General features: G+C 58.9%; 13 protein-coding genes and 1 pseudogene. All 14 read right to left on the minus strand.

What is annotated here, in order from left to right; translation table 11 throughout:
* Window positions 1–344: 344 nt before the first annotated feature.
* The gene (locus MKY96_RS19670; RefSeq protein WP_340944651.1) at window positions 345–1868 is read right to left on the minus strand and encodes a cobyrinate a,c-diamide synthase; all 1524 of its coding nucleotides are present in this window, start codon (window positions 1866–1868) and stop codon (window positions 345–347) included.
* A gap of 70 nt (window positions 1869–1938) precedes the next feature.
* Window positions 1939–3078, minus strand: a complete 1140-nt coding sequence (locus MKY96_RS19675) for a cobalt-precorrin 5A hydrolase (RefSeq protein ID WP_445671491.1) — start codon at window positions 3076–3078, stop codon at window positions 1939–1941.
* Window positions 3071–3874, minus strand: coding sequence for a precorrin-4 C(11)-methyltransferase (cobM, locus tag MKY96_RS19680; protein WP_340942573.1), 804 nt, complete (start codon window positions 3872–3874; stop codon window positions 3071–3073). The genes MKY96_RS19675 and cobM overlap by 8 nt, the downstream gene beginning before the upstream one ends.
* A complete protein-coding gene (gene cobI / locus MKY96_RS19685) occupies window positions 3871–4746 on the minus strand; it encodes a precorrin-2 C(20)-methyltransferase (RefSeq protein ID WP_340942575.1) in 876 nt (291 codons plus the stop codon). The genes cobM and cobI overlap by 4 nt, the downstream gene beginning before the upstream one ends.
* 31 nt (window positions 4747–4777) lie before the next feature.
* On the minus strand, window positions 4778–6004 hold the full coding sequence (gene cbiE, locus MKY96_RS19690) for a precorrin-6y C5,15-methyltransferase (decarboxylating) subunit CbiE (RefSeq protein WP_340942576.1): 1227 nt from the start codon (window positions 6002–6004) through the stop codon (window positions 4778–4780).
* The gene (locus tag MKY96_RS19695) at window positions 5997–7295 is read right to left on the minus strand and encodes a cobalt-precorrin-5B (C(1))-methyltransferase (RefSeq protein WP_340942577.1); all 1299 of its coding nucleotides are present in this window, start codon (window positions 7293–7295) and stop codon (window positions 5997–5999) included. The genes cbiE and MKY96_RS19695 overlap by 8 nt, the downstream gene beginning before the upstream one ends.
* Window positions 7296–7986: 691 nt before the next feature.
* The gene (locus tag MKY96_RS19700) at window positions 7987–8652 is read right to left on the minus strand and encodes a precorrin-8X methylmutase (RefSeq protein ID WP_340942578.1); all 666 of its coding nucleotides are present in this window, start codon (window positions 8650–8652) and stop codon (window positions 7987–7989) included.
* A gap of 2 nt (window positions 8653–8654) precedes the next feature.
* A complete protein-coding gene (gene cobK, locus MKY96_RS19705) occupies window positions 8655–9449 on the minus strand; it encodes a precorrin-6A reductase (RefSeq protein ID WP_340942579.1) in 795 nt (264 codons plus the stop codon).
* Window positions 9446–10741 carry a sirohydrochlorin chelatase gene (locus MKY96_RS33965; RefSeq protein WP_445671492.1) on the minus strand — a complete coding sequence of 432 codons (1296 nt, stop codon included), beginning with the start codon at window positions 10739–10741 and terminating at the stop codon, window positions 9446–9448. The genes cobK and MKY96_RS33965 overlap by 4 nt, the downstream gene beginning before the upstream one ends.
* A pseudogene (cobJ, locus tag MKY96_RS33970) lies at window positions 10718–12343 on the minus strand (precorrin-3B C(17)-methyltransferase); the annotation flags it as partial. The pseudogene cobJ and the gene MKY96_RS33965, both read right to left, overlap by 24 nt.
* A 14-nt stretch (window positions 12344–12357) precedes the next feature.
* Window positions 12358–13272 carry an energy-coupling factor ABC transporter ATP-binding protein gene (locus MKY96_RS19715; RefSeq protein ID WP_340942581.1) on the minus strand — a complete coding sequence of 305 codons (915 nt, stop codon included), beginning with the start codon at window positions 13270–13272 and terminating at the stop codon, window positions 12358–12360.
* A gap of 4 nt (window positions 13273–13276) precedes the next feature.
* Window positions 13277–14065, minus strand: coding sequence for a cobalt ECF transporter T component CbiQ (cbiQ, locus tag MKY96_RS19720; RefSeq protein WP_340942583.1), 789 nt, complete (start codon window positions 14063–14065; stop codon window positions 13277–13279).
* Window positions 14062–14355 carry an energy-coupling factor ABC transporter substrate-binding protein gene (locus MKY96_RS19725; protein ID WP_036722466.1) on the minus strand — a complete coding sequence of 98 codons (294 nt, stop codon included), beginning with the start codon at window positions 14353–14355 and terminating at the stop codon, window positions 14062–14064. The genes cbiQ and MKY96_RS19725 overlap by 4 nt, the downstream gene beginning before the upstream one ends.
* Window positions 14355–15119 (minus strand): energy-coupling factor ABC transporter permease, encoded by a 765-nt coding sequence (locus tag MKY96_RS19730; protein ID WP_340942585.1) that lies wholly within the window; start codon window positions 15117–15119, stop codon window positions 14355–14357. The genes MKY96_RS19725 and MKY96_RS19730 overlap by 1 nt, the downstream gene beginning before the upstream one ends.
* Window positions 15120–15371 lie beyond the last annotated feature (252 nt).

The raw sequence follows: 15371 nt of genomic DNA on the forward strand, positions 1-15371 counted from the left end.
AGCGACAGATTTCCGTGATACAAATATGCCGGTAGACCGGCACAGCGCAATGATAAAGCGTTCTCTTATCCTATTATACGTGGCTCTTATATGTATGACAAGCGGTTGACATACAGGTTAAACAAGTGATTTGCTGATGAGGCTTAGGCTGGATTGAATGGGAACGGGAGATCGTTGGATTTTGTACACCTGCTAATGAACGAATGGCCGATGCTGGGACAACATTTGGAAAAACAACACTTAATTCCGCCCATTTTAGCCCAAGTAGCCAAAAGTAACATGAACAGCTGTTGTTTTTCCACTTGTTACCGAGTACACCGTTACAATCAATAAATTAAGATACATTATTCCATTTGTTGGTTGCAGGAATCGGAATCTTGTTGCTGCATAGTCTGTTTGCGGTCATGATAGGCCCGGCAGGCTGCTACAAGCCGGGCTGCTGCCGGGAGATGGGAGGCCAGATGGATATGCGCATAAGCCGCCATGATGCTTCCTCTGATGTAGCCTTCAGGCTGGCAGCCCCCTCTGCCCATACTCTCGTAGGCATAGGTCCGGGCTGCCCCCTCAGGATAGCTCATGACGGAGTAATGAAATTCATGGCCGCGCAGGCGCTCTCCCTGCCTAAGCAGCAGACAGTCGTGAAGTGCCGTGACTTCACGGTACCCAAGCGCCACCCGGCGTTCCTGCATCACGGTGTGTGCCGGAATGATTCCGGCCATCTCATGCACCGTGCCGGTGCGGTCGGTCAGACTGCGGGCCAGCACCATGTAGCCGCCGCACTCCGCATACAGCGGCATTCCGGCGGCTGCGGCAGTCCTCAGGCCGCCGAGGAACAGCTGGTTCGCGGCAATCACCGCCGCGAATTCTTCCGGGAACCCGCCGCCGATATAGATGCCGTCAGCTTCCGGCGGAATGCCTTCACCGCTGAGCGGACTGAAGTACACTAGCCTCGCACCTTCACGTGCAAGCAGCTCCAGATTATCGGCGTAGTAGAAATTGAACGCCGCGTCCCGGGCTACGGCAATGACCGGGACAGGCTCCGCCGGGCCTGCCTGTGTCTTATGTATCATCGGCGCAGCGGATTTACAAAGTTCAGCATCATATGGAACTGGGCGAACTTGCTGGTCCGGCCTCTGCTCGCAGGCAGGCACAGCTTCTGGCTCCGCCGCCACAAGCTGCGCCCTCACAGGAGGAGCGGCCGCAGCAAGCTCCAGCATCCGCTCCAGATCCGTGCCTTGCTCCAGCAGGTCGGCAGCACGGTCGAACAAGGGCGCAAGCTCCCCGCGCTCCACGGCGGGCAGCAGTCCCAGATGCCGCTCCGGAATGTCCAGCCCGCTGTCGCGGGGGAGCCAGCCGACCACGGGAATCCCGCAGGCTGCTTCAATGGCCGCCTTAACTAACCGGTAGTGACCCTCGCTGCCGCAGCGGTTCACCAGAACGGCGGCAATCCGCACCTGCGGCTCCAACTGCCGGAAGCCCAGCACTATCGCCGCCGCACTGCGCCCCATGCTGCGGACATCGACCACCAGCAGCACAGGGCTGGCGGTCAGGATGGCGATCTCCGCCGTTGATCCCGTCAGTGCCGTATCCTCCTTACCGTCATACAGCCCCATCACGCCCTCAATGACGGACAGGTCCGCCTCTGCCGAAGCCTGCAGGAAATACTCCTGCAGATAAGCGCTTGAAGTCATCCAGGAGTCCAGATTGCGCGAGGGAGAGCCTGTGACCGCAGTGTGATAGGCGGGATCGATATAGTCAGGGCCGCATTTGAAGCCCTGAACCTTCAGGCCCCGCCGGGCAAAAGCGCGCATCAGCCCCAGCGTGACCGTTGTTTTGCCCGAGCCGCTGCCTGTGCCTGCGATGACCAGGCGGGGACGCGCCTGCGGCTCACGGGGGGCTGATCCAGGCTCTTTTTCATATCCGGCTGCATTCCCCGGCTCATTCACTGCTCTTCCCCTCCTTCTCTCCGGGATAGACAATCCGGGCTACAGCAATGGTGACATTACCGCTCTTGAGCTTAGGCTGCAGAAGCGAATGCGCACCTGAAGACAGCAGCGCAGCAGGTTCACAGACACCGTAAGCCCCCGTTGCCCTGAATACCACCTCAGACGGATGGTCCAGTTCTACTGTATTGAGCTGCTCCGGGGTGTACAGAACCAGCTCCCAGCTGTATTTGGCGCACAAGGCCAAGAGCCCCGCTTCATCCCCCTTGATTCCGGCCGTCGCCACATTCCGCACACTATGGAGCGACAGATGAAGCTCATTCAGCGTGTTCAGGACCACGGCTTCCAGCTCTTCCGCAGACGTCCCGCGGTTACAGCCGAGTCCAAGCACCAGACTGCGCGGGCGATACACTACAGTGTGCTCGGCCGGAGTAGTACCTGCCGGTGCGTCCTCCTCCGGTTCCTCCGCCAGCCGGTCGCTTACCACAATCGCTGCACTGAAGCTGCGTCCGCTATGCCGAAGCTCAGCTCTGCTTGCGAACATAGAGACATGCTCCGGCACCTCAGCACCCGGCGGCAGCCAGTCACGTTCCCCGCTCTCCTGCACCCAGGCCACCGGCTCCCCGTTAACGAGCGCAGCACTAACCCCCTTCATGGGGGTGAAGCTGTCCGCGCGCCAGCCGTACTCCCGGCCCAGCAGGTCAACAGCGAAGATGCCCTGCACATCCGAAGCCGTGGTGATCACCGGATGGCTGCCCAGCAGCTCCGCAATCTCCAGTGTCAGCTTATTCGCTCCGCCGAGATGGCCGGAGAGCATGCTGATGACATGCTCCCCGCGCTCATCGATGACGATGACAGCAGGATCGGTTCTTTTATCCCCCAGCAGCGGAGCCGTCAGCCGGACTGCCGCCCCCAGCGAGAAGAATAGAATGACCGCCTCATAGCTCCCGAAGAGCCTGGGCAGCAACCCTCTGACCGGTCCGTCAAAAACAGTGATCTCCCCGCTCCGCGCCTCCAGCCCGCCGCTATACTTGGCATAGACAAAGACCTCAGTCCCGCCAAGCCGCCCGCCAAGCTTCACAGCCAGCTCTATCCCGCTGCGCGTAATGGCAACAGCCGCATACCGCTTACTCACCGGAGCCGATTCCTTCCCGGCAGCCGTGGGTGAAGGTCTTGTCATACAGCTTGGAGCGGTGCTGATCGCGGTCCGTCAGCCCGGGGTCCAGCGCCCAGCCGGCCAGGATCATGGCATGCATGGTGATGCCAGCACCTTGCAGGTCCGCCTCCAGCTTCTCAATCGTGGTCCGCAGAATCTGCTGATCCGGCCAAGTGGCCCGCTTCACGACCGCCACCGGGGTCTCCGGGCTCCAGCCTGCGGCCAGGAATTCACTGCTCACATGACCGGCCAGTGATGCACTCAGAAACAGCGCCACCGTGCAGTGATGCTCCGCCAGCTTGCGCAGCTGCTCGCGCTCCGGCACGGGTGTGCGACCTTCCGCACGGGTCAGAATGACCGTCTGCGTCAGCTCCGGCACGGTCAGCTCTGCGCCAACCGCCGCCGCCGAGGCAAAAACCGAGCTTACGCCCGGCACGATTTCATAGCTTACGCCGCAGAGCTTCAGCAGCGACATCTGCTCCAGAATCGCGCCGTACATGGCGGGGTCTCCGGTGTGGACGCGGGCTACGCTTTGACCGGACTGCACGGCAAGCGTCATCAGCTCCACCTGCTGCTCCAGATCCATGCCCGAGCTCTGAAGCACCTGCGCACCGGGCTTGGCGCTGCGGATCAGCTCCTCGCTGACCAGCGAATCCGCATAGAGCACCAGATCAGCGGAGCGCAAGATTCGGCTGCCTTTTACCGTAATTAGCTCGGGATCGCCGGGTCCGGCACCGACAATATATACTTTTGGCTCCAACAGCTTATTCGTCATTTGCTCACCACCATCAGACTCAGGTACTCCACTTCCTTGCCCCGCAGGTCCCGTGCATCGCGCCAGACAGTCTCATAGTGGGAGGTGACCTTGGTCACCACCGAGGCGCGGCCGGACAAGCCCAGCTCCTCCAGCACATCCAGCACCACATCCAGCACCTTGGCCACCTTAAGGAACACCACCGTATCATGATGCAGCAGCGCTTCCCGAAGCGCCTCCCTGTCATCCGTAGCCGGGATGATCCCCACCCGCTGATTGCCGTCCGCCAGGGGCTGCTCCAGCGCAGCCGCCGCGCCCAGCACCGAGGATATTCCCGGAACCGAGATGACCGGCACACCGGGATGCAGCTCCTGCATCAGCCGGGCCAGATGAATGAAGGTGCTGTAGAGATTAGGATCGCCTTCCGTCACAAAAGCCACATCCCGGCCCTGTCTCAGCTCTCCCCAGCACAGCTCTACCGTACGGGTCCAGCCGCTGGCCAGCAGCTCCGGATCCTTCGTCATCGGAAAGACCAGTCCAAGCATGATTTTGTCCTGCGGGTCTACATGCAGCTCAATGATTTCATAGGCGTAGGATTTGCCGCCCTTCTTGGTAGCCGGGTAGGCAATCACCGGACATTCCCGCAGCAGACGGCAAGCCTTAAGCGTAATCAGCTCCGGGTCGCCGGGGCCAACGCCTACGCCGTATAACGTTCCGATCGCCCGGGGAGTCAGCCGTTCCTCCAGCTCCGGCTCTTCTGCATCCAGCGGGTCAAATAACGCACTTGCCGCCTGCATCGCTGCTTCTGTCCACAGCGTTCCGGCCGCTTCTCCTGACGATATTCCCTGTCCGTCCGCAGCCTGCTCACGCGGCGAAGTTACATTGGTCTTCATTGCGGGTTCCTCCTCCGTTATTGTCTGATGATTAATGAAGCCTCCGGCCGCTGACCACGTAGACGGGATTCATTCCGTCGAACCGGGTCATGCCGAGAATCGGCTTGCCGCGTGACGCCTGTAGCATCGTCACCTCGCAGGCCAGTCCTGCGGCCTTAAGCGCCTCCATGCTGCCATGCAGCGTCTCCACCGTGATCGCCCCAACCACAATCCGGCCCTCCGGGCGCAGTCTGGCGGCGCTGTGCGCAATAATGTTCGCCAGCTCCCCCCCGCTGCCGCCGATGAAGACGGCATCCGGGTCAGGCAGAGCGGCCAGGCCCTGCGGCGCCTTCTCCTGAATGATCTGGAAATCCGCCCGGAACTTCAGACGGTTCGCAGCCATGTTCGGCAGGTTCTCGGCACTTTTCTCCAGCGCGTAGACCTTCCCGAGTCTGGCGATCCGCGCGCATTCCGCAGCCACCGCACCCGAACCGGAGCCGATGTCCCACACGACTGCATCCTCGGACAGGTTCAGCTCCGACAGCACCAGAGCGCGGACCTCGCGCTTCGTAATCAGGCCTTTCTCCGGCTTGCGCTGCCGGAACTCCTCATCCGGATAGGCGAAGCCGCGCCGCACAGGAGCAGTGACCTCCTGCTTACGGCGCAGGATCACGACATTAAGCGCTGCGAACTCCCTGGTCACCATCTCCTCCAGCGTCCAGAACCGGCAGACTTCCTCCGCCCCGCCAAGCCGCTCACAGATAAACGCCTCATATTCCACCATCCCGAACTCCTGCAGATAAGCGGCAATGACCGCAGGGGTGTTGTTCTCGTCTGTCAGCAGGGCGATTTTATGCTTGCCGTCGATACGCTGGGCCAGTCCCTGGATGGGACGCCCGTGCAGACTGATCAGCTCCGCATCCTGCCAGCTGTCCCCAAGCCGTGCAAACGCAAGCTGCACACTGCTATAATGGGGGATCACCTCCACATGCTCCGGCCCGAACCTGCGGACGAGATACCCGGCAATCCCAAAAAAGAACGGGTCCCCCGAGGCCAGCACCACCGTCCGCCGCTCACGCCACACCTTCTCCAGCTTGTCTGTAAAAGGCTTCAGGCCGCCTTGCAGGACGATTTTCTCCCCTCTGTACCTGCTGAAAAAATTCAATTGCCGCTCGCCGCCCAGCAGCACCTCGCTGTTGTTCACTATGCTTAAGCTATCCGGTGTCAGGCCGCCGGCGCCATCCTCACCGATCCCGATCACATAAATCAGGTTATCCATGAATCTCCGCCCTTCCCAGCACCCGGCCCTTCATTGTAATGAGCACCATTTCCACAATCATGCCTCCGTTCATATGCGCCAGACTCTGTTCACAGGCATGCCTGCACAGCTGCTCGAAAAAAACGTGATTCCCCGCCTCAGTCATCATGTCCACGACCTGTGAGGCTGTGTTGGCGGCAGCAATCTCCTGCACCTGCTCCGGGGTTGCTCCCGCACCAGCCGCAACGGAAGCCAGAAATCCGAAATCTACGGGCGCGTTCTTGGAGTGAATCAGCATGGCCCCCTGAGCTACCTTGGAGAATTTACCGGCCATCCCGACGAAGGTAACCTTCCCAATCCCGTAAGCCTTCGCATGCTCCAGCGAGAAGCCTACATATTCCCCCATCTGCACAAAAGCTTCCTCCGGAAGCTCCGCGAACATCGCGATGGCGTATTTCTCGCTGCTGCCGCCTGTGGTAAGCACGATCTGCCGGTTCCCCGCCGCAGCCGCCACCGAGATGGTCTGAACCACGCTGGCCTTATAGGCCTCGGTGGAAAACGGCGTCACCACGCCTCGCGTGCCCAGGATCGAAATGCCGCCCAGAATACCCAGCCGGGGATTCAGCGTCTTAAGAGCGATGCTCTCGCCCTCCGGCACGCTGATGACTACCCTAAGGCCCCGTGCTGCACCGTGCTCCTCCAGTACGGCGGTTACCGCCTCTTGAATCATCCGCCGGGGCACCGGGTTAATTGCCGCCTCTCCCACACCTACCGGCAGTCCAGGCTTCGTCACCCGGCCGACACCGCGGCCCCCGTCAATCTCCACGCCCGGCTGATCCCGCCAGCTCACCACCGCCTCGATCCGCGCCAGATGTGTCGCATCCGGGTCGTCTCCGGCGTCCTTGACGGTGGCACAGCTTGCCGTGTGTGATCCTGTACGCTGCCAGCCGGTCAGCTCAAAGGTATGACGGAAGCCGGCCGGCAGATCAATCTCTACCACGGGCAGGCTCTCCCCTGTAATGAGCAGGGTGGCCGCACCTGCGGCTGCCGCTGCGGCACAAGCCCCTGTCGTGTAGCCCCTGCGCAGCGGGGGAGCAGGGATTACCTCTCCGGAGGGATCGGGCCTTGCAGGAACGGCTGCTTGCACCGACTGCTCCGGTAACTGCTTGAATGCGGGTTCGGCCGCTGCCGACTGCTCCGGTAACCGCTCGAATGCGGGTCCGGCAGGCTGTTTGGCTTTCCCCGCCCCTGCCTCCCCGCTTTCTTGGCTCCGGTTCTGCCTGATGGCGTGACCGGGTATTTCCTTGGTCATGGCAATCCCTCTTTGCTGATGGTCTAAGAATGAATCCTCACAATCTGCACATAGCTGAAGCTTATCCTCTGAGCGTTAACCCTTGGCAGGTAACCTGTCTTACTCTCTATATAACCTGATTATACTGCTGCTTCTAAGCAAATCAGGAGATTTTTATACAAATTTTTCTAGTCTTTCTAGCTCCACTGCATTTTGTACATTAGTTAAACCCCATATCCGCCAAAAAAGTGAATCTGCTGCATTTTGTACATTAGAATTTGGTGAGGGAGCTGTTGTGGAGCCCTTTTTCAGAAATCAAGTGTATGAACTGCAACAGAACCAGATTTCAACTATAAAATTACGAATTCTGTTGCAGAGAATACAATTAGTGAGCCTACACGCTACCGCAACCCCGCACCTTAAGCACATTAACCCGGTCATCGGTAAGAATGCTCCAGCCACAAACTTCAACTGCCAGACTGTTAGAACTAAAGAAGTAAATAATTTGAGATAGCTGCATTCATATCTGCCCAAATGAGGGAGAACACCGATTAGAGAAAAGTTTAATTGCACGTTATACAGCTAAAATGGATATTCGATCGTACATCAGAGCATTTAGTTGTACAGAGTGCGATTAAACTTACCGCTTACAACTTAATCGGGATATGACAACTCACAGCCCTACGCTCCAAGCATCTGCTTCTCTAATCCGCTAACCCAGCTCACCCGCCGCCCGCCGGACTGCCAGCAGACTTAGCGCGTTGACTGCGGCGACCACGATTGTACTGCCGCCTTTGCGGCCGATATTGGTGATGTAGGGAATATCCAGCTTGCGCAGCTCATCCTTGGATTCGGCCGCCGAGACGAAGCCAACGGGCATGCCGATGACGAGGCCTGGCTGGGCGGCACCTGCTTTTACCAGACGGATTAGCTCCAGCAGGGCAGTCGGCGCGTTGCCGATGACATAGATGCCCCCCGGTGCCTGGGCGCAGGCCTTGCGCGTTGCGATAATCGCCCTTGTGGTTCCCAGCGCCTTCGCCTCATCCACCACATCAGGATCTGAAATATGTACCCGGACCTCGCCGCCGTACCGCTGAATCCGCTCCTTGGCAATGCCCGCCTCTACCATCCGCACATCCGCTATAATCGGCTTGCCCTGCAGAATCGCGTGAATCCCCGCCTCAATCGCCCCGGGATGGAACACCAGGCTGCGTCCCAGCTCAAAATCAGCCGAAGCATGAATAATCCGCTGTACAATCGGGTACTCGAATGCACTAAACGAATGTTCACCCAGCTCCTCCGTAATCATCTGAAAGCTTAGACCCTCTATCTCCTGCGGCTGTACGGTCACCGGCTTGAACTCTGTCCCGAAATCCACATTCATCCCTCTTCCCTGGTCATTAGCAGCGCATGCTTCACAGCAGCCGTAATCTCGTCAAAAGAATCAAACACCGTTCCGCCATCCCCGAAGGACAGCCCCGGCCGCATAATTAAAATTACATATAATCCCATATCCAGCGCAGCATGCAGCTTCTCATCCACCGACCCCTCAGCTCCGCTCTCCTTGGTAATCATCACCCGGGTGCCGTACTGCCGGTACAAGGCCTCATTCATCTCTCTGCTAAAAGGGCCCTGAAGCGCAATAATATTCCGCTGCTCTATCCCAAGAGCCAGGCACTTCTCCAGATTCTCCAGACAAGGCAGCAGCCTTACAGTCAGCCGGATATCCGGATCTCCCAGCAGCACCTCCGCAAAAATCTCCAGCGTTTTGCCGCCGGTGGTCAGCATTACTGAGCCCTTTAATTCCTTAGCCTTGCGCGCAGCCTCCTCATACGAATGCACAAGCAACAGCCGGGGATGGCTGTTATAGAGGAGACTCTGCCGCTCGTAGCGGAAGTACGGCAATCCCACCGCAGCAGCAGCTTCCATCGCATTGGCATGGGCCTCCAGCGCAAAAGGATGGCTGCCGTCCACCACGGCACGGTACCCGCCCGCTTGCAGCAAAGCAATCATCGCCGCACGGTCCAGTCTGCCGACACGTGTGCGGATGCCTACGGCCTCCAGGCGTTCTGCCCCGCTGGGCGTCACCACGCTGGCCTGCAGCGGCAGGCCTTGGCGCAGCAGACTCTGTGCCAGCTCCCGGGCGTCGCTGGTGCCGCATAACATGAAGATCATCGCGGCTGGCGAAGCGCCTGATCGTCTGCCGGAGCCGCCGCCTCCGTTACATCATGCCGCCCATGCTGCCCATGATGGACATGGCTGTGATGCTCATGCTTTCGTTGCTCATGTTCACCTTGACTGTGATGCCCGTGCTGGCAGTGGCTGTGATGTCCATGCTCCCCATGGCTGTGATGTCCATGCTGGCAGTGGCTGTGATGCCCATGTTCCCCGTGGCTGTGTTGCCCGTGCTCCCCGTGGCTGTGATGCCCATGTTCCCCGTGGCTGCAATGTCCATGTCCTTCATGACTGTGATGCCCATGCCCGTGATGCCCATGCCCGTGCTCCCCGTGCCCCTCCTCACCATGATGGTGATGATGATGCACAGAGGCTGCATCGCGGTATTTGCAGTTATCGCAGTTGCTGAAGGCACGGCCTTCCAGCGTCTCCTCGATCCGCTCTGTCAGCATATCCACCAGCAGCGGATGTGCGCCCAGTGTGCCGCCGATCTCCACTTCAAGCTCTGGATGTGCGGCTGCGAATTGTGCAACTCTCTCAGTGAACTGCTGCATCAGCACTCCGGTGAACAGCAGGTACGGGAGAACGATAATTCTGCGCGCCCCCAGTGCAAGGCAGCGTTCTAGCCCGTCCGGCAGCGAGGGCTTGGCGATGGCAATGAAGCAGCTTTCCACGCTGCGGTAGCCTGTTCTCTCCCAGAGCAGCCGGCTTATTTTATACAGATCGCTGTTGGCATCCGGGTCACTGCCCCCGCGTCCCATCAGCAGCACGATGGTGTCCTTATCCTCTATCGTGGATGCACTGTTCCCGTGCAGGTCCAGCCCCATTCCGCCAGCCGCCTTCTCCTGCGCCAATGGAGGTTGTTCTGCTTCCTGAATCCGCTCCAGCAGAATATCGACGGCACGGTCCTGCACCCCCAGCGGACGCCCGTAGATGAACTTCACCCCGGGATATCTCCGCTTGGCTTCATCAATGGCCAGTGGAATATCGAGCTTGGAATGCCCCGCCGCGAACAAAATAATCGGCACAACGTATATCTCCGCCGCACCGCCCTCGATACATCTGGCAATTCCGCCAGCGATTGAAGGCGAGGCCAACTCTATGAAGCAGGTCTCGACCTTCAGCTCCGGCTTCCGGGCCGCGAGCAGGCGGGTGAATTCCAGCAGCTCCTCATTGCCCGCTTGAACCCGGCTCCCGTGTCCCACCAGTAATACCGTTCTCATCGTCTGCACTCCTTCTATGCTGTTATTGTTGTCGGATGTAAGGGCTGCACCACCTTTGGTGCTGTCCATCCGTTCCCGGAACGCATGATAACGCTCCTGCTCCCGGCCATGGGCCCTGTAATCCTCAACTGCCGCAGCTACAGCCGCTACCGCTTGCTCCTCGTCCATCCCTTCACGCATCAAAATCCCTGCATGGGCGCTCCGCCCGGACTTTTTGCCGCCGAGATACAGCTCATAGCTGCCGCGCGAGCATACCAGCCCGATGTCATCCAGCACAGCCGAGCTGCAAGCCATTCCGCAGCCCGCTACACTGATGTGCAGCTCTCTCGGCACGGCAAGCCCGTGCAACAGCTCATGCAGGCGGACAGCCGTACTTAACGCCCCGCTTCTGCGCAGCTCACAGAACCCGCAGGTCTTCACCTTCACGTAACCTCCAGGCGTACTTACATTCAGTCCGGCCTCCAGCAGCCTTGCTCCTGCTCCTGCCTCTGCCTCTTCACTCCGGCTGCCGCGCAGCAGGAAATACCCGTCCTTCGTATAGACCAATTGCCCATCGCTGCCTGCAAGCTCAGCCAACAGCTTCATCTGCTCACCGCTGAAGCTGCGGCTGCCGGCTGCCGGAGCAATCTCCAGCTCGAAGGAAGTCTCGGTCGATGCCGTCAGGCGATCGGACAAGCTACGCAGCCGCTCCACCTGCGGAGCAGCAGCCAGACTCTGCACAGCCGCTTCTTCCGCCCGCCCTGATTCCGCTTCTCTTCCTGCGATAGCAGCTTCTCTCCCCGCATCCACAGCTTGTGCCGCTCTTGCTCCGGCCCCCTCTGCCTGCCCGGACTCCGCCGCAGCCAGCGACCAAGGCTCTGCTGCCGTGCGCAGCCGCTCGTGCGGCTTCAGCGTCTGCGCCTGTGATCCGAGATTGTACTTGCGCTCATATCCGCGCGGCGTAATCATAAGATCCTCATAGACAACGGTAGCAGAGTTGCCGACCACCACGGTGGAGAGCATGCCGATCTCATGCTCCAGCATATCCTGCAGCGTTGTTACGATCGTCTGCTGACGGTCACGGTAGGCGCTTTTGACAATGCCTACCGGTGTAGCCGGATCACGATAGCGCAGCAGGATCTTGCGCGCTTCTTCAATCTGCCGCGTCCGTCTGCCGCTGCGCGGATTGTAGAAAGCGATAACGAAATCCGCAGCCCCCGCCGCTTCCACACGTGCAGCAATGCTCTCCCACGGAGTTAGATGATCACTCAGGCTGATCGTGCAGGAATCGTGCATAATCGGGGCCCCCAGCAGTGAGGAACAGGACTGGATCGCCGATATTCCCGGGATCACCTCCACTTGTACCCCCTCTGAGCGGCTCCAGCCGCGTTCGATCAGCACCTCGTAGACCAGCCCGGCCATTCCGTAGACACCGGCATCGCCGCTGGAGATTACCGCAATGCTCTGTCCTTCTTCTGCTCTGCGGACGGCCTCCTGGGCCCGGCTGACCTCCTCGGTCATCCCGGTGCCGACGATCTCCTGGTGCCGCAGCAGCGGCCTGATCAGATCTACATAAGTGGTATAGCCGATGACCGCCTCACTCTCATCCAGCGCAGCCAGTGCGCGGCCGGTAATATGCTCCAGCGCTCCGGGGCCGAAGCCGATAATCAGCAGCTTCCCTTGTTTCTTCATTCTTCTTCCCCCGTTCATGAATAGCTGTGGTCAAGCGCAAGCAGCTTACGCAGCTGCACCTTGAATTCTCCGGCGGTGCGGGGAGCGCTCTGCCCTGCGGTCAGACTGGCTGGCAGGCTGAACCATAAATCAGCCAGCAGCGGCAATCCCAGCCCGATGGACAATAGCTCCTCCCGTCCCGCAAAAATCTCCTCCGGCGTCCCCGCCGCCCGGCATCTTCCATGCTCCAGCACAATAATCCAGTCCGCCCAGCGGTAAGCCAGGTCCATATCATGCGTAGCCATAACTACGGTTGTCCCTTTATCATGTATGGCTTCAAGCCCCTTCAGCATCTGCTGCTCCGATAACGGGTCCAGATACGAGGTCGGCTCATCCAGCAGAATCAGCTCCGGCTCCATAGCCAGTACACCGGCGAGTGCCGTGCGTTTCTTCTGGCCCAGACTAAGCTGGTGAATAGGTTTATTGCCCAGATCAGTCAGATTCAGCAGCTCCATGACCTCCCGGCAGCGCGCAGCGATAGCCGGTTCAGCCATGCCGCTGCCGCGCAGCCCGAACGATACATCCTCCAGCGGAGTGCTGAGGATCAGCTGCTGCTCGGGGTCCTGGAAGACCAGGCCCACTTTCCGCCGCAGAGCGGCCAGCTCTTTTTTGGAGTAGGATAACGCCTTCCCTCCATGCATAACCGTCCCCTGCTGCGGGCGCAGAATGCCGACGGCATGCAGGAACAACGTCGATTTGCCTGAACCGTTATGACCGAGCACCGCCGTCTTGCTGCCTGCGGGGATGGAGAACGTCAGTTCATTCAGCGCGGGCTCCTTCGTGTCAGGGTAATGGAACACCACCCCGTCACAAGCCAGACTATATTCCATATCCATCACTTGCTCCTCTAATGTGATTTGGCCGATCGGAAGTTGTTGTACTTTGCGCATGATTTCACCCCCGCGTCCACAGCCAGAGCTGCGCCAGCACCAGCACTGCTATCCCGGCATACGCCTGGACAGCATAGCGCCGCGGCACAGGACGCGCCGTATAAGGCGGCAGAATAATCTCATCGGTGAATCCGCGGGCCAGCAGCCCCTGCGATAATCCATAATAACGGTGCATGGTGTTGCCAAAAAGCGCTCCCGCCATAGCCGCAGTCTCACGCAGCTTCGCCTTATAGCCTCTACGGCCTCCGCGCAGCCTGCGGGCCAGCAGCAGCCCATGCGCTGCATCACTCAGCAGGAATAAGAAGCGGTACATAATCAGCATCAGCTCCAGAACAATCTGCGGCATCCGCAGCCTGCGCAGCACCTGCAAAAGCTCACTGAACGGAGTAGTGAACATCAGGAAAAAGAAACAACTCATACAGGCAGAGATTCTGGCCAGCAGCTCCCCTGCCCGCTGAAGTCCCGCCGCTGTGACATATACCGGCAGATTCAGTCCCGGAAGCGGGAATATTCCTGCCTCTCCCGCAGCAGGATGCCCGAATTCCACGAGCAGCGCCGGTACGCTAAGCGCATAGAACAGCAGCGCTGTGCCGAACAGCATGCCATAAGCACGCAAGGGAATACGGGCCTGCAATACACACCAGGACATCATCCATAGGGTGATTGCAGCCTGTAGTACCGGATGTACAGTGTAAGAGAGCAGGAACATCAGGGCTGCGAACGAGCTTTTCCACATCGGGGATAACTGGCGCAGAGCATTATTGTAGGAGAGAACGTCAATCCGCCGAATCACTTGCTGCTATGCTGCTTCGTCCCGCCCTGCTTGCCCTTGAGCAGCCCCAAGGTATAACCGATCACACCGGCACCAATCGCTGCCTGCAATGCAAACAGCATACTCTCCGTCTCACCCGGCAGCTCGGTCAGCGGCTTGAACCACGGCTTATAGTCAGGATTCATCTCGGTAATCACACCTTCAGCCGCATCATCGGCCCCGCCGAATTCCCCATTGACCAGCAGCAGCGGCAGAATAACCAGCAGAATAACAACCAGCAGCATCAACCCATTTTTCCATTTATTGCTCATTAGGCTCTTCCTCCGTTCACCTTGCGTTTCAGAAGCGACAATTCATTCGGACTATACGATTTCAGCCAGTTCCAGAGCAGTACCGTCAACAGCCCTTCACTGATGGCCAGCGGGATTTGCGTCACGGCAAAGATGCCCCCGAATTTGAGAAAAGAAGCCAGCACGCCGCCATCCGCCGCCGGAAAAGCCACCGCCAGCTGAAAGGAAGTCACTACATACGTACTCAGATCCGCTACCGCAGCCGCACAGAACAAGGCCAGCTTCTCGCGGTCCGGCCGCTTCATCATCAGCTTATACACTGCATAGCCGGCAAAAGGACCCGCCACCGCCATCGAGAACGCATTGGCCCCAAGCGTAGTAATCCCGCCATGCGCCAGCAGCAGCGCTTGAAACAGCAGGACAATCGAGCCGATTACGCTCATGGGGAGCGGCCCCAGCATAACCGCACCAAGTCCGGTACCGGTGGGATGGGAGCTGCTTCCGGTGACGGAAGGCATTTTGAGCGCAGACAGTACGAAGGTAAACGCCCCGGCCAGGCCCAGCAGCAGCTTCAGCTCCGGATTCTCCCTTGTCATGGATTTCAGCTTGAAGATTCCGAGCACAAAGAACGGGATAAACGCCGCCCACCAGAACACCGCCCAGCCTACCGGCAGGAATCCTTCCATAATGTGCATTGCCCGGGCCGTCCCCGGTTCATTCAGCATAAAGTACACCGTAAATCCGGCAACCAGTGCCGCAAAGCTCCACCATCTGTGCTTTTTCATTTGTCACCCTCCATGTTTGTTGTTTTCCATTCAAAATCTTAAAACCCAAGTGGAAACATCTTTGCCGTCCTTTTATTAGGACGGTACGTTTCAGCGCGGAATATAAGGATGATTTATAGCGTGAAGCATAAAAATCCTTATATTCCAAAAAACCCACCCTAAAGGGTGGGAGTGTATGTACGCAGGCAAGTTCGATAGAGCGCGCTGCACGCAGCCAAGCGAAACAAGGTGCTTCTCATCGTCCCATCACTA

The organism is Paenibacillus sp. FSL R7-0302, assembly GCF_038006885.1.
Lineage (GTDB): Bacteria > Bacillota > Bacilli > Paenibacillales > Paenibacillaceae > Paenibacillus_AQ.